The sequence below is a fragment of the Variibacter gotjawalensis genome, assembly GCF_002355335.1.
GTDB lineage: Bacteria > Pseudomonadota > Alphaproteobacteria > Rhizobiales > Xanthobacteraceae > Variibacter > Variibacter gotjawalensis.
Map to the genome: position 1 here is coordinate 1677475 of NZ_AP014946.1, position 21399 is coordinate 1698873.

The following is a 21399-nucleotide window of genomic DNA, read 5'->3' on the forward strand; positions in this document are numbered from 1 at the left end:
AAGGATTTGAACTATGTCAGGCCAACCGATCGTTGGGCACGCCGCGTGGCAAGAAGAGTTGTTCCCCCGCGACAACACGCGGTTCTTGATTGCCGGCATCCAAATGCCTGTGCCGGTGCGCGGGCAGAATGTTTCCGCGATGACCGTGCAACTCGAAAAGACCGTCGCGATCTATCCGGGTGTCGACATGGTGGTCTTCAGCGAGCTTGCGCCGCACGGCCCGCTGCACGCCTGCGCGGCCCACGATCCGAGTGCAGACGAAGCCGTGTTCCAAGCGCTCGCTGCCAAGCATCGCATCTGGGTCATTCCCGGCAGTTACTTCGTTGTGCGCGACGGTAAAACATATAACCACTCGATCGTCATCAATCCGGAAGGCACGATCGTCGGCCGCTACGACAAGATGTTCCCGTTCTTGCCGTTCGAAGCGGGCGTCGCGAGCGGCACGGATTTCCTCGTCTTCGACGTGCCGCACGTCGGCCGCTTCGGCTTGAGCATCTGCTACGACATCTGGTTTCCGGAAACGACGCGGACGCTGACCTCGCGTGGCGTCGAGGTGCTGATCCATCCGGTCCTCACCGGCACGACCGATCGCAGCGCCGAGATCGCCATCGTGCAGGCGACCGCCGTGATGTTCAGTTGCTACGTCGTCGACGTGAACGGGCTCGACGCCGGCGGCGTCGGCCGCTCGCTCGTCGCCGATCCGACCGGCCGCATCGTGCATCAATGCGGTCAAGCCGCCGAGATATTCCCGATCAACATCGACCTCGGGCTCGTCCGCCAGGTGCGCCGCGAAGGCGCCAACGGTCTCGGCCAGGTGCTCAAGTCGTTCCGTGACAAAGCTGTCCTGCTGGACACGTACCAGAACAACGGCGCGTCCACGTATCTCGACAGCCTCGGCCCGCTGCGGACTATGCGCAAGCGCTACTCGTGACGATCGTTGCGCCGTTGGCTTTAAACGGCTTCCAAGAAAGCTATTGTGAAAGCTTTAGTCGCCTGATCTAAATTCGGCCGTGCGAAATATCGCAGCGACCGGAAGGCGGAATAGCCATGGCAACGATTCTGATCCCTATCGAAAACGTCGAAAACCCCACGATCGTTAGGATCACCACTGCTGTGCCGGATTTGACAACCGGCGAGACATCACCTGCATCGGTAGAATTTTATGCGGACCTAATTCTTCTGAATGTATCGGAGGGGGATGGTACGTTGCGACGCTATCGATGCCGGAGCTTCATTCCGGCACTGCCCCTTGTGTTGCGACGGTACGATGAGTTCGATGCGCTGTTCGATGTGGCTGTAACAATGAGCATCGCGGGGTCATCTGACCAAGACGATGAGTCCAATCTTGTGTCAATCGACTCCGTCGCTGTTTCACGTGAGCTGACTCAGTTCGCATCGACCGGGCAAGAAGAGAATGTGCTTGTCTTGGATTTCGAAATCGCGCTGCTCAATGCCACACTACTGCGAGCGTCTTATACAGCCACGGTGGCTTCGTCCGCTAAGTTGCTCGGCGGTTTAGATGTCGAGACAGGTAAAGCGCCGAACGACGCTTGATCAATCGCACGCGCGCCGCGGCGTAACTCTTCACGGCATGCCGAAACATCATTCGTGACAGGCGCTAATTTTTTCTGCGCGCCTGTCCGGATCGGTGAGCCGATCTCGTCTCTCCTTTTGGACACACTCGGAAGGAGTTACGACAATGAAATGGCTAGCCGCATTCGCGTTCGCGACGTTCATGTTCGTCAGCCTCAGCAGCGAAGCCTCGGCATGGTATTGCCGCGCCTCCGGCCCCGACTCGAACGGCTGGTGGTTCGGACGCAGCTCGAGTTACGACCGGGCAAGGTCCCTCGCCATCGGCCACTGCCTGCGCCGCAACCGATCCTGCCGGGTAACTTGCCATTAGGGGTGAGAAACGACATTGCCTTGCCGATCGGCAATATTTTCTGGCGATCGTGAATAGTTGGCAGGAGCGTTCCGGCCGATCATCTCCATGCGGATCTAATGCCAAACCGGTTTCGGACACCTGCCGCGCCGGTCGCAAGATCGGGGCGGATTTTCTTTGTCTTCTATCTGCCTGAGCGTTATGGCGACGACACACTGTCGCAGATTGCGAGCATCCGGATGGGCTGTTTTATGACAACGGGCCATACTAAACGCGCTGTCCATGACAATCGTGATCGAGGTTTTTCCGCGCGGCAGCGGCTGGTGCGTGCAGCAGGGCAACGCCCTGATCGCTGACAATGTGCCTCGCGTCGACGCCGTGCAAAAGGCGAACCGGTACGTCTTCTGGCTGCGCGACCAGGGCTACGATGCTGGCGTGAAACTTCTCGATGAAGACCCGTCTGACCGCACGATCTAACGCACCGGCGAGCGATCAAATCCGCTTCAAAGACAAAATCTCGGATGTTCGCGCAATCGTGGTGACTGCCTTGTCGTAAGTCGCTAACGCGACCGCTGCAATCAGCGCATCGACGATCGCGAGTTGCGCGATGCGGCTTGTCATCGCTTCGGTGCGAAAACGCGTCTCGCGCGCCATCGTGTAGAGCACGACGTCGGCGTGGCTTTGGATGGGCGACTTACCATAGTTGGTGATGCAGATCGTTCGCGCGCCTGCTTCGCGCGCGAGACGCGTCGACGTGACCGTCTCATGCGTGCTGCCCGAATGAGACACCGTCAGCACGGCCGTATGTTTGCCGGTCAACGAAGCGCTGATGGCTTGCACGTGTGAGTCCGTGACGACCTTGGATGCAATGCCGATGCGCAGGAGCCGATAGTTAGCATCCTCCGCGATGGGCGCTGCGCTGCCCACACCGTAGACTTCGACACTCCGCGCAGCCACGATGATATCGACCGCCTTCTGCAGCGCCGCAGGGTCGAGTACACGCATCGTGTCCTCAAGCGCGAGGATGCCGCTGCGAAACATCTTCTCGATGACGGTATCGGCGCGGTCGTTGCGCGCGACGTCCTCGTGAATGAACTGAACCGGTTGAACGAGATCGCGTGCCAAACCGATCTTGATTTGCTGGAAGCCGCGCGCACCCAATTGTTGGCACAAAGCGACGACGCTGCCTTCGCTCGCTTCTGCTTTCTCGGCAACTTCCGTCACCGACATATGGACGACGTCGGCCGCATGGTCGACGATGAAGCGTGCGATGCGTGCCGCAGCCGGCGGCAGATTCGGCAGGATGACTTGAAGCCGCTCGCGCACGCTTGCTTGTTCGCGCGGAGCGAGCGCCCTCGCAGCCTTCGATTTGGCTTGCGGCTTCTTTGTCGTCTTGGTCACGAATGGTCCTCAAGAAAAGGCATTGCGGCGACGAGCCCGCGTGAAGCCGAAACGAACTCGAGACCGAGCCTGTGCGCACCGGCGCCGTCGGTATCCGGATTGTCGCCTATGACGGCGACTGGGCGGCCTTCGGCTCCAAGTCTCGCGATCCCACGGCGGAACAACTCGGCTTCAGGTTTTCCGACAACGCGAACATTCACCGGCCCGGTGCACGCCAATATCGCACGCATCAGCGCGCCGCTCTCCGGCACGACGCGGCCGGCACGACCGGGATGAACGAGATCGGGGTTGGCGACAACGAGTTCAGCGCCGGCGCGAACCGCATTCGCAGCACGCTCGAGCTTTTCGTAGTTGAATAGGCGATCGCGCCCGACCAGCACGACATCGGCCGAGTCGCGAACAACCGAAAGTCCGCAATGAGTCGCATAGCGTTGCAACGCGGCGCTCGCGAGCAAGAGCACGCGGCAGCGAGGTTTTTCACGCGCAAGCATTTCGATGGCGACAGTCCCGGCGAGGATGATTCGCTCTTCGGGAATTGTCAGACCGATCTTGAGAAGATGACGCGATAGCTGCGCGGGCGTGTGTTCGGCATTGTTGGAAACGACGACATAGCGTTCGCCGAGACACTTCAAGAGAGCTTTCGCGCCCGGCAGAACTTTGCCCGCGCTGACGAGCGTGCCATCGAGGTCTATGAGATACGAACTTTTGTCGATCGAATTCATCTTGGGCGGTCTGCGCAAATCAGCAGCAGATCGTTGACTGAAAAAGTCTCAGAACACAAGAAAACTATTCTGAGCTTAATTCATATGAGCGTCATGAAACCCTGCCACTCCTTCTTCAAGCAAGGAGACTGGCATGGCGGGCATCACCGCACATGAAGTAACAAAATCCTTCGGAGACACCCCCGTCCTCGATCGCGTCAGCGTCGACATTCGTGACGGCGAATTCCTGACGCTCGTCGGCCCGTCGGGCTGCGGCAAGACGACGTTGTTGCGCATCATAGCGGGCCTCGAAAGCCAGGATAGCGGAGACGTTGCGATTGGCGGCGTCAATGTCGATACGTTGCGGCCGAAAGACCGCGATGTCGCAATGGTGTTTCAGTCTTACGCGCTCTATCCGTACATGACGGTCGCGCAGAATGTCGCCTTGCCGCTGACGATGCGGCGTATGTCTTTTGCTCAACGGCTTCCGCTTGTCGGCCGCTTCGTTCCGGGATCGCGCCAGGCGCGCGCCGGCATCGATGCCGATGTCGCGGCAGTGTCTGAGGCGCTGGGCATCAAGCACCTGGGCGGTCGCCGGCCCGCGCAGCTCTCAGGTGGACAGCGTCAGCGTGTCGCTCTTGCGCGCGCTATGGTGCGCAATCCCAAAGCATTTCTGATGGATGAGCCGTTATCGAATCTCGACGCGAAGCTACGCGTCCAGGCGCGTGCCGAGATCGCCGAGCTTCATCGCAAGCTCGGCACGACGTTTGTTTACGTCACCCACGATCAAGTCGAAGCGATGACGATGTCGGATCGCGTTGCCGTGATGCTTGGTGGAAAATTGCTTCAGATCGGCCCGCCGCAACAGATCTACGATAGCCCGGCGACGCTGGAAGTCGCGCGCTTTGTCGGCACTCCGGAAATCAATCTGCTTCCTGCGCGTGTCCGCGATGATAACTCCTTGGAAATCTTCGGCCATCGCTGGTTCGGCTTCGCCGAAGGCGCTGCCGCAGGCGAGGCAACGATCGGCATTCGGCCGGAGAGTTGGTCGATTGGCGGAGGGCATCGTGCGCTGAGCCTCACCGGCGTCGTGCAGCACCGCGAGATGCTGGGTTCGGAAACGCTTGTGCATGTGCGCGTCGCCGAGGCGGCCAAGCCCATTATCGCGCGCGTCGATCCGCGCACCGGAGCGGGCTTCGTGATCGGCGCAAGCGTTACACTGTCGGTCGAATCCGAACACATCTTGATCTTCGATCGCGACGGTAAGCGTCTCGCTGTTCCGGTGCGAACGCCACATCTCAGCGAGGTGTGCAATGGTTGACGTCGCGCTGCCCGCCGTCTCTAAGCGAACGTATCGTCTTCGGCCCGGCGAGATTGCCGAGCAACTTGCCGCGTGGTCGTTGGCGGGGCCGGGCATTGCGTTGATTTGGCTATTGTTGCTTGGGCCTGCGCTTGTCGTTTTCGCGCTTTCGTTCAGCGACTGGCAATTCGGCGCGCCCGATATCGCATGGGCTGGCCTTGCGAACTATCGCGAGCTGCTCGGCGATGAGGTGTTCTGGAAGTCGTTGTGGAACACGCTGATCTACGTGGCTTTCACGGTGCCGCTCTCGGTGGCGGTTGGGCTTGGCGTTGCGCTGCTGATCGAAGCTGGAACGAGCCTCAAGGGCTTCTACCGAGCGGCGTTTTTCCTCCCGGTCACTTCGACATTGATCGCCATGGCGTTCGTGTTCCAGTTCGCATTTCATCCGACGTCCGGCGCGATCAATCTCACGCTCGGTCTTGTTGGGATCAAAGGCACCGACTGGCTCGCCAATCCACAGACTGCGCTCTACGCGCTCGGCATCATCGGCATCTGGCAGGCGGTTGGTCTCAACATGGTGTTGTTTATCGCAGGGCTGAAGGCGATCCCAAAAGAGCTCTACGAAGCGGCAGCCGTCGACGGTATCGACAATCCGATCGATCGCTTCATGCGGATCACATGGCCGATGCTCGGACCCGCAACCGTTTTCGTCGTCTCGATCACGGCTATCCGATCGTTCCAAGTCTTCGACACAGTCGCGGTACTGACCGATGGCGGTCCGAACAAATCGACCAGTGTGTTGCTGTATCAGATGTACCAGGAAGGTTTCAGCTTCCTCCGTTCCGCTTACGCCGCGGCCATCACCTGCGTGTTCCTCGCCTTCGTCCTTCTGCTGACGCTCATTCAAGTCAAAGTGCTTGAGCGGCGCGCGCACTACGGCTGATCCATGAAGCATGGCCCGTTCGCCCTATCCGCTTTGCGTCATATGCTGCTCGGCATAGGCGCGGTGCTGATGCTTGCGCCGTTCGCGCTGATGATATCGATCAGTCTCAAAGCGCCTGGCGATGTGTTTTCGCCGACATTCTCGCTCTTGCCGTCGACATGGAACGCGGTCGAAAATTATACGGCCGCCTTCACCCGGCAACCGCTAGCGCGCTACCTGTTCAACGGAATATTCGTCGGCATTTGTATTTTCGCCGCGCAGGCCTTGATCGCGGTGCCATGTGCTTATGCGTTTGCGAAGCTCCGCTGGCGCGGCCGCGAGACCACGTTCGCGCTGGTGCTGCTTGGATTGCTGATCCCGCCACAAGTCACTGCGATCCCGCTCTACATACTGCTGTGGAAGCTCGGGCTGCTCGATACATATGGCGCGATCATCCTTCCGTCGACGATCTCGGTATTCGGCATTTTCTTGATGCGGCAATTCTTCCGCGCGGTGCCGGATGATCTGCTGCATGCGGCCCGGCTCGATGGCTTGAGCGAATTCGCGATTGTCTGGCGCATCATGTTGCCGACGGCGATTCCCGCGCTGGTCTCATTCGGCATTCTCTCCTTCGTCTGGAACTGGAACGAGTTCTTCTGGCCTTTGATCGTCGTTCAGTCGCAGCACCTCGCGACACCGCCGCTCGGAGTCGTCTTCTTCGCCAATGCCGAGTCGGGCACGAACTACAACTTGTTGATGGCCGCAGCCGTCGTCGTCAACGCGCCTCTCGTTATCGCTTTCCTCTTCGCTCAACGCTGGTTCATCGACGGCGTCACCATGACGTCGGTCAAATAAAAGGGAAAAAGCCCATGCGCATCGATCGCCGTCGTTTTCTCGCAAGCTCTGCCGCTGTCGGCGGACTCATCGCTGCTCCGCGTATCGTCACGGCTCAGTCGGCAACGACCGAGATTTCGGTCCAATACTCGATTCCTGTTCTCTTCAAAGATCTGATGGAGAACACGGCGCGCGACTTCATGGCGCAGAACCCGAACATCAAGGTCACGCTGCGCGCGCCGGAACTCGGCTACGAAGAAATTATGCAGCGGAACTTGCGCGACGCCGTCACGAGTCAGCTTCCCGACGTCGCGTTTCATGGCCTCAACCGCCAGCGAACGCTCGACGAGCGCCGCATCCCGGTCGATCTGAAGCCGTTCATGGATGCCGACGCTCAGACGAAGGAACTCGGCTTCTCGCCGGCGCTATTGTCGCTCGGTCAGGTCGGGGGCAAGCAGACCGGCATCGGTTTCGCGCTGTCGACGCCGGTCCTCTACTACAATGCGGATCTCGTGAAGGCGGCCGGGGGCAATCCGGATAAATTGCCGGAAACCTGGGGAGAGGTCGCCAAGCTCGCCGCGGCCATTCACGATCCGGCGAAAAACCAGACCGGCATGTTCTTCGACTGGACCATCACGGGCAATTGGTCGTGGCAGGGCTTGGTACTCTCCCATGGCGGCACGATGCTCAACGCCGACGAGTCCAAAGTCGCGTTCACGGACGAGCCGGGCGTTCGCTCGATCCGTGTGATCCGCCAGTTCCTCGACGAAGGAAAAATGCCGGACATCAAGCCGGATACAATGTTCCAAGACATGTTCGCGGGCCGTATGGGCATCTCGATGCAGTCGACTGCGCAGCTCGGCCGCTACAATCGCGAGATCGGCGGACGGTTTAAGCTTGTTTGCGGCCGCTATCCGCGGTCGGCACCGAACGCGCGCCTTCCGGCCGGCGGCAATGTCGCGATGATGTTCGCCAAAGACGAGCGCAAGCAGAAGGCAGCCTGGGAGTTCATCAAGTTTGCCACGGGGCCGGTCGGCGCGACAATGATGGTCAATGCGACAGGCTACATGCCGGCGACGACCGTGCCTGCGCAGCGCGATGATTTGCTGGCAAAGTTCTATCGCGACAATCCGAACCACATGGTCTCGATCGGCCAGCAGGACGTCATCACGGGCTGGTACGCATTCCCAGGCCAGAATGCGTTGCGGATTACCGACGTGATCAACGATCATCTGCAGACAGTGGTCGCAAAGCGCGGTGAGCCGGAAGAGACGTTGACGAAGATGGGCGCTGCCGTGCAGGCCATGCTTCCGAAGCGCGCATCGTAAGCGGAGGCCGGAATGACGAAGACGCGTATCGCCGTGGTGGCGGACGTCCACCACGGCCGCGACACGCCGACGAAGAAGGGCAGCGCGGCCTTGCCGCTGCTGAGCCGTTTCGTGGATAGGGCGGACGAACACGATGCGGTAATCGACCTCGGCGATCGGATCTCGGACGTGAATCCCGAGCAGGACCGCGTGTTGCAGATGGCTGTCGTAGAGCAATTCAAACGTCTGCGCGTTCCGCGCCATCATGTGTCGGGCAATCACGATCGGGCTTTGTTATCGCTCGAAGAGAACGAGAGGCTGCTGGATGCACCGAGCCGCGATCGCGTTGCGGAGATAGGCAACGTTCGCATCGCCTTCTGGCAGCCCGACGTCTCCCTGTCGCCGCAGCGCGGGTTTCATCTGGCCGACGGTGATCTCGCGGCACTCAGCGCACTTCTGGATGACGATCGGCCTACACTGCTTGTCAGCCATGTCCCGCTCGCCCGTACAAGCCAATCTGGAAACTATTACTTCGAGAACAATCCCGGACACGCGACCTATGCGGAAAGTGATGCGATCCGCAGCGTTCTCGCCGCGGCCCCTTGCCCTGTCGTCGCCATCGCGGGGCACGTGCACTGGAACACGCTTACGGTGGTCGACGGCACACCGCACATCACTCTGCAGTCGCTGACCGAAGCTTTCATCAGCGGCGCTGCGTCGGAATGTTCGGCGGTTCTCGAAATCGACGGCGACATTCTGCGTTGGTCTGTGCTCGGCCTCGAGCCGTTCGCCGTCACGTTGCCGTGGAAGCGCAGCAAGTCGAAGTGGATGGCACCGCTCGCTTCTTTCTCGGAGAGGTCGCGCGGCGCGGTGTTCTAACAGGTTCGAGCGACTCGCCTTTGGCCTTGCGTGGCTCTAGAGATGGATCATGTCCTTGAGCCGGTACGCGATCTACTTCACTCCACGGCAGAACTCCGCGCTGGCGGAATTCGGTGCGAACGTACTCGGTTACGACGCTTACGTCCCCGAGCGCCGGTTCGCTTTGACCGAAGCCGCCGCGACAGCAACGCAAGACCCCAGACGCTACGGGTTCCATGCGACGTTGAAAGCGCCAATGCGGTTGGACGTTGGCCGCACGCAAGCCGAACTGCAAGAGGCGCTACGCCGGTTCGCGTCGACACGTCCGGCTGTCGACATCGGAAAACTTGATGTCACGCTCATCGGTGGTTTTGTTGCGCTGACGCCGCGTACATCTTCCGTAGCGTTACAAATTTTTGCAGCGGAATGCGTCGCGACTTTCGATCAGTTCCGCGTACAGATGAGCACGGAAGAGCGCGCTAAACGTATCGGCAACGGCATGTCGGCGCGACAGACCGCGCTGCTCGATCGGTGGGGCTATCCTTACGTGTTCGACGAGTTTCGTTTCCACATGACGCTGACCGGATCATTGCCGCGTGACATCCGCGAGGCATGGCAACGTGAACTGTCGGTTAGATACGAGGTCATCGGTCATGAACCCGTCATGCTCGATGCCGTGACTCTGCTGCGTCAAGATGCCTCGGACGCTCGCTTTCACGTGATCGAGCGGATCGCTTTGATCGACTGAAGAAAATTTCAGCGGCGTCTGCCGCACTTTTCCTCAGGCTTGGTGCCGCAGCCCTCCCCACTGTCACACAGCTGTTAGTTGCCGTGGTTAGCCAAGAGCTAACACTGGGAGATCGTCATGCTGGTCCTCGAAGGCGTGTCGCGCCGCTTCGGCGCGAAGTCGGCCGTTGAAGGCGTCGAACTTTCGATCGAGCGCGGCTCTTTCATCGGCGTCATCGGTCGCTCCGGCGCCGGCAAGTCGACATTGCTGCGTATGATCAATCGCTTGATCGATCCGACGTCGGGGCGTATCGCGCTCGATGACGTCGACGTTTCGGCTCTTCGCGGAAAAGAACTCCGCGAGTGGCGGGCGCGGTGTGCGATGATTTTCCAACAATTCAATCTCGTCGGCCGCCTCGACGTTCTGACTAACGTGTTGATGGGGCGACTGAATAAGGTTCCGACGCACCGGTCATTGATGCGTCTTTGGTCGGACGAAGACATCGCCATTGCATTGACCGCTCTCGAGCAGTTCGACATGGGCAGCTTTGCGGCGCAGCGCGCGGACCAGCTTTCCGGCGGTCAACAGCAGCGCGTCGCAATCGCTCGCGCCCTCGTCCAAGAGCCGGAAATCATTCTTGCCGACGAGCCGATTGCGTCGCTCGATCCCCGCAACACCAAGCTGGTGATGGACTCGCTCTCGCGCATCAATCGCGACTACGGCATCACGGTGTTCTGCAATCTGCATTCGCTCGATCTCGCCCGCGCTTATTGCGGCCGATTGATCGGCATGAGCCAGGGCCGTGTCGTGTTCGACGGTGGCCCATTCGACCTTACGGAAGATGTCGCGCGCCAGCTCTACGGCCTTGAGGCCGGCGATGTCATCGACATGCCGGAAGAGATGCCGGCAGCTGTCGTCGCCGCGCAAGCAGCCACGCCGCCAGTGCTCGCCGCTCACTAACTCAGACGTAGATCTAGAAGGATCGATCCATGTTCAACCGCCGCCTCGTTCTCGCATCGCTTGCGGGACTTTCGTTTCTGACCACGTCCGCCTTCGCGCAGGATTGGAAGGCGAAGTATCCGGAACTCGTCTTCGCGATCATTCCGGCCGAGAATGCGTCCGGCGTGACCGAGCGTTACACGCCTTTCGTCAACTATCTCAGCAAGGAACTTGGTATCAAGGTATCGCTGCGCATCGCCAACGACTATGCGGCGATCATCGAAGGGCAGCGCTCCGGCAGCATCCACATCGCATCGTATGGTCCGGCTTCTTTCGCGCGCGCTGTCACGGCCGGCGTCAAAGTTGAGCCGTTCGCCATCGAGACCGGTATCGACGGCTCGAAGGGCTACCACTCGGTACTGTGGGTGAAGAAGGATGCGTCGTACCAGAAAATCGAAGATCTGAAGGGCAAGAACCTCTGCCTCGTCGATCCGAATTCGACCTCCGGCAACAACGTTCCGCGCTTTGCGATGAACAAGCTCGGTATCGATCCGGATAAGTTTTTCGGCAAAGTCGTTTACGCCGGCAGCCACGAGAACGCGGTGATCGGCGTGCAGCAGGGCACATGCGACGCCGCCTTCAACTGGTGGAACGATGAGCAGGAGTCGAATCTTCTGCGCATGGACCGCAAGAAGATGGTGAAGGCGGAAGATTTCCGCATGATCTTCAAATCCGAGCAGATCGTAAACTCGCCGATCGCTTATCTTGCGGCCCTGCCGGCCGATCTCAAGAAGTCCATCCGTGACGCAGTCTACAACGTGCACACGCGTGACAAGGCTGCATTCGACAAGATTTATGAGGGCAAGCAAGGCCCGCTCGTCCCGGTCGATGTCGAGGCTTACAAGCCCGTGATCGAACTCATTAAGTTCGTCGACACGCTGCGCAAGAAGAGCGGTTCGTAAAACGACGCGCGGCTGACGCGCCATGGCCACAAGCCTGAAAGCACTACCGGCAGAGCGTCTCGCGGCGCTCTCCGGCGCATACGCCAGCGAAATGCGTGCGAAGCGGCTCAACACGTTGATGTTCGGCGCGGCGATCGTGATCGCGGCGATCGCGTCAGGGTGGATCGCCGAAGTCAATCTCACGAAATTCGTGACGCATATCGGCGCGTTTTTCAGCTACTTCGACCGGCTCGCGACGCTCGACACCGGCGCGCGTGTTTGGACAGACATCGCCGAGTGGTTCTGGGGCCTCAAGAAGTGGTCGCTTTTGCTGCTCGACACGATGTTGATCGCCTATGTCGGCACTATTGTCGGCGCGCTCGGCGGCTTTCTTCTTTGTTTCGCGGCTTCTTCGAACTTGATGCCGAATTGGTGGATCCGCAACGCGGTTAAGCGCTTCCTTGAATTCTGCCGCACCGTTCCGGAGATCGTCTTCGCGCTGATCTTCGTCATAGCATTCGGCCTCGGCCCGATTCCAGGCGTGCTTGCCATCGCGATCCACACGGCAGGCGCTTTGGGTAAGCTCTATTCGGAAGTCGTCGAAAATATCGACATGAAGCCGGTCGAAGGCGCCGTCTCGAGCGGCGGTTCCTGGCCCGAGATGATCGGGTTTGCGGTTGTCCCGCAAGTGATCTCGAATTTCGCGAGCTACACTCTGCTGCGCTTTGAGATCAACGTGCGTGGCGCAGCCGTCATGGGCTTTGTCGGCGCCGGTGGGATCGGACAAGATCTGATCGAGGCCATCCGAAAATTCTACTACTCGGACGTTTCGGCCATTCTGCTGCTGATCATCGGCACCGTCATGATCATCGATCTCGTGACGGAGCGCCTCCGCCATCGTCTGCTCGGAGCAGGGGGGCAAACATGAGCCGGACCTCGCTGCGCGCTGTCGCCCTCGCCGATATGAATGGTCTTCGCACGCGCCACACGGCGGAGTTTGCCGTTCCACGCGAGCGGGTCATCGCCATTGCAATCGTCGCCGCGATGATCGGTCTGTTCGCATTTGCACTTTATCGTTTCGAGTTCTCGCTAACGCGCATCATCAACGGTATTGGCAATCTGGGCAGCTTCGTGCCGCTGATGTTCCCGCCAAGCCCCGGATCATGGCCGCGCGCGTGGCTCTTTCTCCACGCTTTGGCCGAGACGGTCGCGATCGCTTTTCTGGGCACGCTGCTGGCCGCTATTCTGGCGTTTCCGCTCGGCTTCCTGGCGGCGCGCAACACGACAATCAATCGCGTCGTTCAGTTCATGTCGCGCCGCATGCTCGACAGTGTGCGCGGTGTCGATGCTCTGATTTGGGCGCTCATCTGGATCAACGTTGTAGGCTTGGGTCCGTTTGCCGGCGTCTTAGCCATCATGTCGAGCGACATCGGCGCTTTCGGAAAACTGTTCTCGGAAGCCATCGAAGCGGCAGACAACAAGCCGGTTGAAGGTGTGACCTCGTCCGGCGGCTCGCATCTACAGCAGGTGCGATTTGGCGTTTTGCCGCAAGTCTTGCCGGTGATCGCCGGACAGATTCTCTATTATTTTGAATCCAACACGCGATCGTCGACGATCATCGGTATCGTCGGCGCCGGCGGCATCGGGCTGCATCTCTCGGAGATGATCCGCACGCTCGAATGGCCATCGGTATCGTTCATCATCTGCTTGATCTTAGTGACTGTCGCGGTGATCGACGCCGTTTCGGGACGTATTCGCCGCGCCATCGTCGGGCCGGTGCCGCAAGACGCGCACTAAACCTCGTCGATCACCGTCAACTCGATTCGGTCGGCTGCGAATGCCGATCGCACGACCAGCACCGGCACATTGTCAGCGTCCACATTGATGCCGTCGGTGGTCAGCACTGTACGCCCTGGCACCATTTCGAGCAGGCGGGCCTCTTCGTTGCCGGCCGTGCGCGCCGCAATGCGCGTTTCCTTTCGCCGATAATCCGAAACGCCGCAGGCGCGCAGCGCACGCGTGAGCGAGCCCGTTTTCCGGAAATGCTTGTCGAAGCCGGTGAAGCGCGGCAGCGGCAGCATGACGGTGCCGGCCGCGATAGGCGCGCCGTCCGCGCGCCGCAGAGTCCGCAGTTCGAGCAGAGGCGATCCGGTTTTGACGGCAAGTTGCTTTGCGGTTTTTGCGTCCGCGGTGATCTCGCGGACATCGACCAACTCGCTTGAAGGTTCGCGTCCGGCGGAAGCGACCGATTCGGTAAATCGCGCGCGAGCCCCGATCGGGTAAGCGAGTGTTCTTGCTTCGACGAAAGTGCCGCGCCCTTGGGTCGCACGGAGCACGCCACGCGACGATAGCACCGCGATAGCGCGCCGAACCGTGTGCCGGTTTACGCCGAAGCGTTCGGCCAATTTGGTTTCCGGCGGGAGCTGCTCCCCTGCGACCAGTCGCCCGTTATCGATATCGGCCTCGATCCCGTCGGCTATTTTTCGCCACGCCGAGATGCCGTCGCGGTGTGTCAGCGATGTCTTGTTGCCGGTCTGTGAATTCATCGCTGCTGTCACGCAAGGTTCATTTTGGTTGTCTATATCACTAGACAACCGAGGAACCAAGACGCAAGATAGCCAACATGGTCATTTCTAGTGACGAAACTTCCCGCAGGCGCGATGTAATGCGGCTCTGCGCTCACGCCGAGATGGCGGAGCTGATGGCAGCGCTCACGCTCTGCAATGCTCCGTTGGCCGACGATATGCGCGCACCCGAAACCGGGTTGGTCATGGCGCGTGGGCGCATCGGCGGTGATGGCGCAGCTTTCAACGTCGGCGAAACGACCGTGACGCGTGCCGCCGTGACGTGCGAGGGCATTTCAGGTTTCGCTTATCACCTAGGCCGAGATAGCGCGAAGGCGCGCGCGGCCGCGACGATCGACGCTCTCTGGCAGTCACCGTCGCATCGCGATGCTGTAGAAAACGCGATTGCGCCGATTGCGCACCGCTTGGCGACGGAAGGCGATGCGCGTGCGCGCCGGACGGCTGCGACACGGGTCAATTTCTTCACCATGGTGCGTGGGGAAGATTGATGAACATCGCGGCACACAAGGGCTTTGCCGATCCGGTCATCGAGTCGCAGCGCGTTTTTCGCGCCGTGATGAATGCGCTGGCGCGCCCTGGATCAGTTCAAAGCCTGCAGACGAACCTTGCGGCACCATTTCCTTTGACGCCAACGCTTGCTGCCGTCGCTTTGGCGCTCGCCGATCAAGATGCGCCGGTGTGGCTCGATCAGCCGCTGCGGGAGACCAAGGCAGTAGCGGAGTTTCTCCGTTTCCACACCGGAGCGCCGATCGTCGATAACCCGAGCGAATCCGCATTCGCGCTTGTGTCAGCCGCCGATCGTCTGCCGCCGCTCGATCAATTTGCCTTCGGCACCCCGGCGTTTCCGGATCGCTCGACGACGATCGTTCTTCCGGTCGGTGCGCTTGGGCAAGGCGCCGCATGGATTTTGAGCGGCCCCGGCATTGCAGGCGAGACCGAACTGCGTGCAGGCCCGCTTCCCGATGATTTTGCCGAGCAGTGGACCGAAAACAACGCGCTGTTTCCGCGTGGCGTCGACCTAATCCTTGCGGCACCCGGCAGCGTCGCGGCGCTGTCGCGCACGACCAAGATCGTTCGGAGGGCCTGACATGTATGTGGCGGTCAAAGGTGGCGAACGCGCGATCGAAAATGCGCATCAGCTGCTTGCGCATAAGCGCCGCGGAGACGCATCAGTCCCCGAGCTATCCACAGCGCAAATCGAGCAACAGCTCGCGCTCGCGGTCGATCGCGTGATGGCGGAAGGCTCGCTCTACGATCGTGGTTTGGCTGCGCTCGCGATCAAACAAGCGCGCGGCGATCTGATCGAAGCGATCTTTCTGGTGCGCGCATTTCGCACCACGCTGCCGCGCTTCGGCGCATCGCAGCCCGTCGACACCGGCAAGATGGACGTCGAACGCCGCATCTCGGCGACGTTCAAAGATATTCCGGGTGGTCAGGTTCTCGGCCCGACCTTCGACTATACGCACCGCTTGCTCGACTTCGCGCTCGCCGCAACCGGTGCCGAGCCGGAGGCCCCAAGCGAGAGCAAGAACACCGGCGAAGCAATGCCGCGCGTCACCGACCTGCTCGGCGGCGAGGACTTGATCGAACGCAACGCCGCCAACGATGCGGCGCCGGTCGGCGATCTCACGCGCGACCCGCTGACATTCCCGGCTGACCGCGATCTACGCCTGCAGGCGCTCGCGCGCGGCGACGAAGGTTTTCTGCTCAGCCTCGGTTACTCGACGCAGCGTGGATATGGGCGCTCGCATCCCTTCGTCGGTGAAGTCCGCGTCGGAGAGGTCGATTTGGAATTCGTGCCGGAGGAACTAGGCTTTGCGGTGCCGCTCGGCAGCGTGCAGGTCACCGAGTGCCAGATGGTAAACCAGTTCAAAGGCTCGGCCGAAGCGCCACCGCAGTTCACGCGCGGCTATGGGCTCGTCTTTGGTCAAAGCGAACGCAAGGCGATGGCGATGTCGCTGGTCGATCGCGCGCTGAGGGCAGGCGAGCTTGGTGAAGAACGTGTCGCACCTGCGCAGGACGAAGAGTTTGTCTTGTCGCACTCCGACAACGTGCAAGCCACGGGCTTCGTCGAGCACTTGAAGCTTCCGCATTACGTCGATTTCCAGGCCGAACTCGAACTCGTACGCCGCATGCGTGCCGAGCACGCAGCGCAAAAAGCCGGCGGCCAATATCGCGAGGCCGCGGAATGACGCTGCATCAGCAAGGCTACAACTTCGCCTATCTCGACGAGCAGACGAAGCGGATGATCCGCCGGGCCATCCTCAAGGCGATTGCGATACCAGGCTATCAAGTGCCGTTCGCGTCGCGCGAAATGCCGATGCCGTATGGTTGGGGCACGGGAGGCGTTCAAGTTACGGCAGCGATCCTTGGTCCCGACGACAAACTCAAGGTTATCGATCAAGGCTCCGACGACACGACCAATGCCGTGTCCATCCGCAAATTCTTTCAGAAGACGGCGGGTGTCGAGACGACGACGGCGACACGCGACGCGACCGTTATCCAGACTCGTCACCGCGTGCCGGAAGCATCGCTCGGTCCGCATCAGGTGCTTGTCTATCAGGTGCCGATCCCTGAGCCGCTTCGCTTCCTCGAGCCGCGTGAGACGGAGACGCGCAAGCTCCATGCGCTCGCAGAATACGGCCTAATGCACGTGAAACTGTATGAGGATATCGCCCGCCACGGCCACATCGCGACGACCTACGCGTACCCGGTCGAGGTCGCCGGCCGCTACGTGATGGACCCGTCGCCGATCCCGAAATTCGACAATCCAAAGCTCGACGATTGTCCGGCACTGCAGCTGTTCGGCGCCGGACGCGAGAAGCGCATCTATGCGATCCCGCCGCACACGCGCGTCCGCAGTCTCGACTTCGAGGATCATCCCTTCCGCATTCAGACGTGGAAAGAGCCATGCGCGTTGTGTGGCGCCGAGGGGAGTTATCTCGACGAGGTGGTGCTCGACGATCGCGGCGGCCGCATGTTCGTCTGTTCGGACACCGACTTCTGCGAGGGCCGCAAGGCCGAGGGTCATCGCGGAACCCTCGCGGGCGATGCGCCGTATTACGACGCGAAGACGGAGACGGCCGCATGACGACACCTTTGCTGTCCGCGCGCGGCCTGACGAAATTTTACGGCGCTCGGCTCGGCTGCGCCGATGTCAGCTTGGATCTCCATGAGGGCGAGGTGCTCGCTGTCGTCGGCGAGTCCGGCTCCGGCAAATCGACATTGCTGAGCCTCCTCGCGAGCGAGCTCGAGCCGGACGCCGGCCGCGTCGATTACCGCATGCGCGACGGCACGCTGCGCGATCTGTTCGCGCTCGGCGAAGCGGAGCGGCGTCTTCTGCTGCGCACCGACTGGGGCTTCATCCGGCAGGATGCGACGCAGGGGCTCCGCATGGGCGTCTCCGCCGGCGGCAACGTCGGCGAGCGCTTGATGGCCGTTGGTGCCCGTCACTATGGCAACATCCGGCGCACCTCCGGCGATTGGCTCGGCCGCGTCGAGATCGAACTCGACCGCATCGACGATACGCCGCGTCAGTTCTCCGGCGGCATGCGGCAGCGGCTTCAAATCGCGCGCAACCTCGTCAGCCGGCCGCGCCTCGTCTTCATGGACGAACCGACGTCGGGGCTCGATGTGTCGGTGCAGGCCCGATTGCTCGATCTTCTGCGCGGTTTGGTCAGCGAACTGGGGCTCGCCGTCGTCATCGTCACGCACGATCTCGCAGTCGCGCGGCTGTTGTCGCATCGCATGATGGTGATGCGGCAAGGCCGTGTCATCGAGAGCGGATTGACCGACCAGGTCCTCGACGATCCGCGCGAACCATATTCGCAACTCCTCGTGTCGTCGGTGATCGCAGCATGACGACAAATGCGCTCATCGATCTGACGAATGTCGGCAAGACGTTCACGTTGCATCTTCGCGGCGGCACCAAGCTCGAAGTTGTGTCCGGCGTCACGTTTTCGGCCGAGCCGGGCGAATGCCTTGTGCTCGGAGGTCCGTCCGGCGCTGGGAAATCGTCGATCCTCAAGATGATCTACGGCAACTACCGCTGCGATACCGGCACGATTCGCGTGCGAGATGGCGACGAGCTCGTCAACGTGGCCGATGCCGAGCCGCGCCGCATTCTCGGCTTGCGCCGCAGCGTCATGGGCTATGTCAGCCAATTCCTCCGCGTCATACCGCGCGTCGGCGCGCGCGACATCGTCGCGGCGGTCGCGCGCGAAAGCGGCACCGCTCCTGAACTGGCGGACTCGCGCGCAAGAGACTTGTTGCACCGTCTCAACGTTCCGGAGCGCCTCTGGGAGCTGCCTCCGGCTACCTTTTCGGGTGGTGAGCAGCAGCGCGTCAACATCGCGCGCGGCTTGATATCGGACCTGCCTGTGCTCCTTCTCGACGAGCCGACCGCATCGTTGGACGCAACCAACCGGGCCGTCGTGGTCGAATTGATCGAAGCCAAGAAGGCGGCGGGCGTCGCCATTATTGGAATTTTTCACGACGAGGACGTGCGCGATGCCGTCGCGACGCGCGTCGTGAACGTCGCCGAATTTGGCAAGAAGGCCGCATGAGAGGGGCCGTATGATGTTGCAGCTACGAGAGATGACTTTATCCAACGCGCGTGTCGTTCTGGCCGATCGCGTGATCGACAACGGATGGTTGACCATCGCGGACGGGATCATTGCCGATTTCGGCGAAGGCACCGCGCCGCGTGCTGGAGAAGATTGCGCGGGCGATCTCGTGATGCCGGGATTGATCGAGCTGCACACGGATCATCTCGAAGCGCACTATCAGCCACGTCCGAAGGTTATGTGGGACCCGCTGTCTGCCGTTATTTCCTACGACGCGCAGCTTGCGACGGCCGGCGTCACCACCGTTCTGGATTCGTTGCGTGTGTGGAGCGAGGAGTTGGAGGGGGTCGATGGAGACGCCAAGAAACTGCAGGCCGCCATCGAGCGCGCTCAAGACGCGAAACTGCTGCGCTCCAATCACTATCTTCATTTGCGCTGCGAGATTCCGACAGCATCGGTCGTCGATCAATGCGCCGAACTCATCGGCAAGACCGAAGTGCGTCTCGTTTCCTTGATGGATCACACGCCGGGCCAGCGTCAGTTCCGCGACGCCGAAAAGCTTCGCGCTTATTACCGAGGCAAGCGCGGCGGCGTCACCGACGACGAACTCGATCACGTCTTCTCTGTGCGGCGCGATCTGCACGAGAAATACGCGGCAGCTAATCGACGTGCACTGGTCGGACTCGCGCATCAGCACAGCGTACCGCTCGCAAGTCATGACGATACGACCCTAGAACACGTCGACGAGTCGGTGCAGGACAAAGTCGCGGTCGCGGAATTCCCGACGACGATGGAAGCCGCAGAAGCCTCTCACCGCGCCGGCATCAAGGTGATGATGGGCGCGCCGAATATCGTGCGGGGAGGTTCGCATTCCGGCAACGTCGCGGCGGCGGAACTCGCGCAAGCTGGCTTCCTCGACGTGCTGTCGTCCGACTACGTTCCGTCGAGTTTGCTCGACGCAGCGTTGCGATTGCCGCAGGTTGCGCCGTCGATCGATCTTGCGGCTGCGATCCGCACCGTGACGAGCGCGCCGGCTGAGGCGGTCGGCTTCGCGGATCGCGGCGAAATCGCGCGCGGCAAACGTGCGGACATCATTCGCGTCAACGTCGGAAGCGGGGTTCCGGTCGTTCGCTCCGTGCTGAACGGCGGGCGCCGCGTCGCATGATTGAGAAGATCGGACCGGGATATCTTGTGCTTATTGTCGGCCCCAGCGGCGCGGGCAAAGACACGGTGCTCAACATCGCGCGCGAGACGCTCGATCGCGAGAGCTTCCATTTCCCGGTCCGGATCGTGACGCGTCGCTCCGATGTGACAGAAGCGACTCAATACGTCACCAGCGACGACTTCGAGCGCGTGCAGCAACTCGGCGGCCTCAGCTTCGTGTGGCGCGCACACGGATTGTCCTACGGGCTTCCGAGGTCGATGGATGATGAGATCGGGGCCGGACGCAACGTCGTCTCGAACGTATCGCGCGGCATCGTTAAGGACGCGCGCGAGCGATATCGGAATTGCTTTGTGATTTTGATCACGGCCAATGCGGCAACACGCGCCGAGCGCCTTGCGGCGCGAGGCCGAGAAAATCCGGATGAGCTTGCAGCGAGACTATCGCGCGAAACACTCGTGAGCGTCGACTTCGAGCCAGACGCAGTCATCGAAAACGAGACGACGCCCGATCAGGCCGCGAGATCATTGGTGCAGCTTTTGGACGAATTGCGGCAGCCCGCGCTGGGCGCAACCGCAGCCGCCTACTCGCGGTGAGCGCTTGGCCAGTCTCAACCCAACGATGTACGTTTCGCCAGCCGGGATAAGTCATGTTGTTGAATGACATCGCAAGATGCTCTGGCATAGTTGACATCGCGCCAAGCGAATCATTCGTCGAAGCGCTTTAACGAAGGATGCGGCTAAGACTATGGGAAAGCGTTATGCTGCTCTTCCTTTCAGACGCACCAAAAAGGGAGCGTCCGAAATTCTGCTCATTACGAGCCGAGACAGCGGACGTTGGATCATTCCTAAGGGTCGTCCGGAAAAACGGATGTCGGCCCATCGTGTCGCCGCGCGGGAAGCGCGCGAAGAGGCCGGCGTCGAAGGCTCGATTCAGAAGCGCTCGCTCGGAAGCTTCAAGGATGCAGGCGGGAAAGATCGCGTCGTCGTCTACGCGCTCAAGGTGAAGAAGGAGCTCAAGCGATGGCTCGAGCAGGGTGAGCGGAAGCAAAAGTGGCTCCCCATCCTGAAGGCGACGCGCAAGGTCGACCAGAAGGGCTTGAGGGCGATCATGCGGCAGGCCGCCAAGGCGCTTTAGCGCATCGCTCCCGAGCAAATCCGCTTCTACCCCGGCTGGGTTGAGAAATGGTCCTTCGATGCGCGTGATCGCGTGATGGTGCCTTCAACGCGCTTAGACGTCGGCGTCGCCCGCCTTACGCGCCTTTTCTCAGACGGA

The 21399-nt window shown here is 60.9% G+C and carries 25 protein-coding genes; 22 read left to right on the forward strand and 3 right to left on the reverse strand.

Annotated features, from left to right (window positions below; translation table 11 throughout):
* Positions 1-13 precede the first annotated feature (13 nt).
* From GJW30_RS08125 to GJW30_RS08135, 3 genes are all read left to right on the forward strand, one after another.
* Positions 14-931 carry a carbon-nitrogen hydrolase family protein gene (locus GJW30_RS08125; protein ID WP_197703780.1) on the forward strand — a complete coding sequence of 306 codons (918 nt, stop codon included), beginning with the start codon at positions 14-16 and terminating at the stop codon, positions 929-931.
* Positions 932-1047: 116 nt separating this feature from the next.
* Positions 1048-1554: a hypothetical protein gene (locus GJW30_RS08130; RefSeq protein WP_096354014.1), complete on the forward strand. Its 507-nt coding sequence runs from the start codon at positions 1048-1050 to the stop codon at positions 1552-1554.
* A 610-nt stretch (positions 1555-2164) separates the two neighbouring features.
* The gene (locus tag GJW30_RS08135) at positions 2165-2359 is read left to right on the forward strand and encodes a hypothetical protein (RefSeq protein WP_096354017.1); all 195 of its coding nucleotides are present in this window, start codon (positions 2165-2167) and stop codon (positions 2357-2359) included.
* Between the two features lie 15 nt (positions 2360-2374).
* Here the strand turns inward: GJW30_RS08135 and GJW30_RS08140 are convergent, their stop codons facing one another.
* Together GJW30_RS08140 and GJW30_RS08145 are read right to left on the reverse strand one after the other, a co-directional pair.
* On the reverse strand, positions 2375-3283 hold the full coding sequence (locus GJW30_RS08140) for a MurR/RpiR family transcriptional regulator (RefSeq protein WP_245408690.1): 909 nt from the start codon (positions 3281-3283) through the stop codon (positions 2375-2377).
* On the reverse strand, positions 3280-4005 hold the full coding sequence (locus GJW30_RS08145) for an HAD-IIA family hydrolase (protein WP_096354020.1): 726 nt from the start codon (positions 4003-4005) through the stop codon (positions 3280-3282). The genes GJW30_RS08140 and GJW30_RS08145 overlap by 4 nt, the downstream gene beginning before the upstream one ends.
* A 133-nt stretch (positions 4006-4138) precedes the next feature.
* Between GJW30_RS08145 and GJW30_RS08150 the strand changes: the two genes are divergently transcribed.
* The 10 genes from GJW30_RS08150 (at position 4139) to phnE (GJW30_RS08195) (ending at position 13609) form a co-directional block, all read left to right on the forward strand.
* Positions 4139-5305: an ABC transporter ATP-binding protein gene (locus tag GJW30_RS08150; protein ID WP_096354023.1), complete on the forward strand. Its 1167-nt coding sequence runs from the start codon at positions 4139-4141 to the stop codon at positions 5303-5305.
* The gene (locus tag GJW30_RS08155; RefSeq protein WP_096354026.1) at positions 5298-6227 is read left to right on the forward strand and encodes a carbohydrate ABC transporter permease; all 930 of its coding nucleotides are present in this window, start codon (positions 5298-5300) and stop codon (positions 6225-6227) included. The genes GJW30_RS08150 and GJW30_RS08155 overlap by 8 nt, the downstream gene beginning before the upstream one ends.
* Positions 6228-6230: 3 nt before the next feature.
* Positions 6231-7061 (forward strand): carbohydrate ABC transporter permease, encoded by an 831-nt coding sequence (locus tag GJW30_RS08160; protein WP_096354029.1) that lies wholly within the window; start codon positions 6231-6233, stop codon positions 7059-7061.
* Between the two features lie 14 nt (positions 7062-7075).
* On the forward strand, positions 7076-8368 hold the full coding sequence (locus GJW30_RS08165; protein WP_096354032.1) for an extracellular solute-binding protein: 1293 nt from the start codon (positions 7076-7078) through the stop codon (positions 8366-8368).
* A 12-nt stretch (positions 8369-8380) separates the two neighbouring features.
* On the forward strand, positions 8381-9226 hold the full coding sequence (locus tag GJW30_RS08170) for a metallophosphoesterase family protein (RefSeq protein ID WP_096354035.1): 846 nt from the start codon (positions 8381-8383) through the stop codon (positions 9224-9226).
* 163 nt (positions 9227-9389) lie between these two features.
* Positions 9390-9953, forward strand: a complete 564-nt coding sequence (locus tag GJW30_RS08175) for a DUF1045 domain-containing protein (RefSeq protein WP_245408691.1) — start codon at positions 9390-9392, stop codon at positions 9951-9953.
* 117 nt (positions 9954-10070) lie between these two features.
* Entirely contained in the window at positions 10071-10892 is an 822-nt protein-coding gene (gene phnC, locus GJW30_RS08180; protein WP_096354040.1) for a phosphonate ABC transporter ATP-binding protein, read from the forward strand.
* A 29-nt stretch (positions 10893-10921) separates the two neighbouring features.
* A complete protein-coding gene (gene phnD / locus GJW30_RS08185) occupies positions 10922-11833 on the forward strand; it encodes a phosphonate ABC transporter substrate-binding protein (protein WP_096354043.1) in 912 nt (303 codons plus the stop codon).
* Positions 11834-11855: 22 nt separating this feature from the next.
* Positions 11856-12740 (forward strand): phosphonate ABC transporter, permease protein PhnE, encoded by an 885-nt coding sequence (gene phnE / locus GJW30_RS08190; RefSeq protein ID WP_096354045.1) that lies wholly within the window; start codon positions 11856-11858, stop codon positions 12738-12740.
* Positions 12737-13609: a phosphonate ABC transporter, permease protein PhnE gene (phnE, locus tag GJW30_RS08195; RefSeq protein WP_096354047.1), complete on the forward strand. Its 873-nt coding sequence runs from the start codon at positions 12737-12739 to the stop codon at positions 13607-13609. Before phnE (GJW30_RS08190) ends, phnE (GJW30_RS08195) begins: the two co-directional genes overlap by 4 nt.
* Here the strand turns inward: phnE (GJW30_RS08195) and phnF are convergent.
* A complete protein-coding gene (phnF, locus tag GJW30_RS08200; RefSeq protein ID WP_096354050.1) occupies positions 13606-14358 on the reverse strand; it encodes a phosphonate metabolism transcriptional regulator PhnF in 753 nt (250 codons plus the stop codon). The genes phnE (GJW30_RS08195) and phnF overlap by 4 nt on opposite strands.
* A 119-nt stretch (positions 14359-14477) precedes the next feature.
* On the opposite strand from phnF, the gene phnG reads away from it, so the two are divergent.
* The 9 genes from phnG (at position 14478) to GJW30_RS08245 (ending at position 21261) form a co-directional block, all read left to right on the forward strand.
* Positions 14478-14885, forward strand: coding sequence for a phosphonate C-P lyase system protein PhnG (phnG, locus tag GJW30_RS08205; protein WP_430727095.1), 408 nt, complete (start codon positions 14478-14480; stop codon positions 14883-14885).
* Positions 14885-15484 carry a phosphonate C-P lyase system protein PhnH gene (gene phnH, locus GJW30_RS08210; protein ID WP_096354055.1) on the forward strand — a complete coding sequence of 200 codons (600 nt, stop codon included), beginning with the start codon at positions 14885-14887 and terminating at the stop codon, positions 15482-15484. Before phnG ends, phnH begins: the two co-directional genes overlap by 1 nt.
* 1 nt (position 15485) lies before the next feature.
* Positions 15486-16589: a carbon-phosphorus lyase complex subunit gene (locus GJW30_RS08215; protein WP_096354058.1), complete on the forward strand. Its 1104-nt coding sequence runs from the start codon at positions 15486-15488 to the stop codon at positions 16587-16589.
* Positions 16586-17488 carry an alpha-D-ribose 1-methylphosphonate 5-phosphate C-P-lyase PhnJ gene (locus GJW30_RS08220; protein ID WP_165391618.1) on the forward strand — a complete coding sequence of 301 codons (903 nt, stop codon included), beginning with the start codon at positions 16586-16588 and terminating at the stop codon, positions 17486-17488. Before GJW30_RS08215 ends, GJW30_RS08220 begins: the two co-directional genes overlap by 4 nt.
* The gene (gene phnK, locus GJW30_RS08225) at positions 17485-18258 is read left to right on the forward strand and encodes a phosphonate C-P lyase system protein PhnK (protein WP_096354060.1); all 774 of its coding nucleotides are present in this window, start codon (positions 17485-17487) and stop codon (positions 18256-18258) included. The genes GJW30_RS08220 and phnK overlap by 4 nt, the downstream gene beginning before the upstream one ends.
* A complete protein-coding gene (gene phnL / locus GJW30_RS08230) occupies positions 18255-18962 on the forward strand; it encodes a phosphonate C-P lyase system protein PhnL (protein WP_096354063.1) in 708 nt (235 codons plus the stop codon). The genes phnK and phnL overlap by 4 nt, the downstream gene beginning before the upstream one ends.
* Before the next feature lie 31 nt (positions 18963-18993).
* A complete protein-coding gene (locus GJW30_RS08235; protein ID WP_430727096.1) occupies positions 18994-20127 on the forward strand; it encodes an alpha-D-ribose 1-methylphosphonate 5-triphosphate diphosphatase in 1134 nt (377 codons plus the stop codon).
* On the forward strand, positions 20124-20720 hold the full coding sequence (gene phnN, locus GJW30_RS08240; RefSeq protein ID WP_096354069.1) for a phosphonate metabolism protein/1,5-bisphosphokinase (PRPP-forming) PhnN: 597 nt from the start codon (positions 20124-20126) through the stop codon (positions 20718-20720). Before GJW30_RS08235 ends, phnN begins: the two co-directional genes overlap by 4 nt.
* A gap of 151 nt (positions 20721-20871) precedes the next feature.
* A complete protein-coding gene (locus GJW30_RS08245; protein ID WP_096354074.1) occupies positions 20872-21261 on the forward strand; it encodes an NUDIX hydrolase in 390 nt (129 codons plus the stop codon).
* Positions 21262-21399 lie beyond the last annotated feature (138 nt).

Bases quoted from the DNA above. Each gene is read 5' to 3' on its own strand.
- GJW30_RS08235 (WP_430727096.1), top strand. From the start codon at position 18,994: ATGACTTTATCCAACGCGCGTGTCGTTCTGGCCGATCGCGTGATCGAC.
- phnC (WP_096354040.1), top strand. From the start codon at position 10,071: ATGCTGGTCCTCGAAGGCGTGTCGCGCCGCTTCGGCGCGAAGTCGGCC.
- GJW30_RS08125 (WP_197703780.1), top strand. From the start codon at position 14: ATGTCAGGCCAACCGATCGTTGGGCACGCCGCGTGGCAAGAAGAGTTG.
- GJW30_RS08150 (WP_096354023.1), top strand. From the start codon at position 4,139: ATGGCGGGCATCACCGCACATGAAGTAACAAAATCCTTCGGAGACACC.
- GJW30_RS08245 (WP_096354074.1), top strand. From the start codon at position 20,872: ATGGGAAAGCGTTATGCTGCTCTTCCTTTCAGACGCACCAAAAAGGGA.
- phnH (WP_096354055.1), top strand. From the start codon at position 14,885: ATGAACATCGCGGCACACAAGGGCTTTGCCGATCCGGTCATCGAGTCG.
- GJW30_RS08220 (WP_165391618.1), top strand. From the start codon at position 16,586: ATGACGCTGCATCAGCAAGGCTACAACTTCGCCTATCTCGACGAGCAG.
- GJW30_RS08170 (WP_096354035.1), top strand. From the start codon at position 8,381: ATGACGAAGACGCGTATCGCCGTGGTGGCGGACGTCCACCACGGCCGC.
- phnF (WP_096354050.1), bottom strand. From the start codon at position 14,358: ATGAATTCACAGACCGGCAACAAGACATCGCTGACACACCGCGACGGC.
- GJW30_RS08215 (WP_096354058.1), top strand. From the start codon at position 15,486: ATGTATGTGGCGGTCAAAGGTGGCGAACGCGCGATCGAAAATGCGCAT.
- phnK (WP_096354060.1), top strand. From the start codon at position 17,485: ATGACGACACCTTTGCTGTCCGCGCGCGGCCTGACGAAATTTTACGGC.
- GJW30_RS08160 (WP_096354029.1), top strand. From the start codon at position 6,231: ATGAAGCATGGCCCGTTCGCCCTATCCGCTTTGCGTCATATGCTGCTC.
- phnD (WP_096354043.1), top strand. From the start codon at position 10,922: ATGTTCAACCGCCGCCTCGTTCTCGCATCGCTTGCGGGACTTTCGTTT.
- GJW30_RS08155 (WP_096354026.1), top strand. From the start codon at position 5,298: ATGGTTGACGTCGCGCTGCCCGCCGTCTCTAAGCGAACGTATCGTCTT.
- GJW30_RS08135 (WP_096354017.1), top strand. From the start codon at position 2,165: ATGACAATCGTGATCGAGGTTTTTCCGCGCGGCAGCGGCTGGTGCGTG.
- GJW30_RS08165 (WP_096354032.1), top strand. From the start codon at position 7,076: ATGCGCATCGATCGCCGTCGTTTTCTCGCAAGCTCTGCCGCTGTCGGC.
- phnE (WP_096354047.1), top strand. From the start codon at position 12,737: ATGAGCCGGACCTCGCTGCGCGCTGTCGCCCTCGCCGATATGAATGGT.
- phnL (WP_096354063.1), top strand. From the start codon at position 18,255: ATGACGACAAATGCGCTCATCGATCTGACGAATGTCGGCAAGACGTTC.
- phnN (WP_096354069.1), top strand. From the start codon at position 20,124: ATGATTGAGAAGATCGGACCGGGATATCTTGTGCTTATTGTCGGCCCC.
- phnE (WP_096354045.1), top strand. From the start codon at position 11,856: ATGGCCACAAGCCTGAAAGCACTACCGGCAGAGCGTCTCGCGGCGCTC.
- GJW30_RS08145 (WP_096354020.1), bottom strand. From the start codon at position 4,005: ATGAATTCGATCGACAAAAGTTCGTATCTCATAGACCTCGATGGCACG.
- GJW30_RS08130 (WP_096354014.1), top strand. From the start codon at position 1,048: ATGGCAACGATTCTGATCCCTATCGAAAACGTCGAAAACCCCACGATC.
- phnG (WP_430727095.1), top strand. From the start codon at position 14,478: ATGCGGCTCTGCGCTCACGCCGAGATGGCGGAGCTGATGGCAGCGCTC.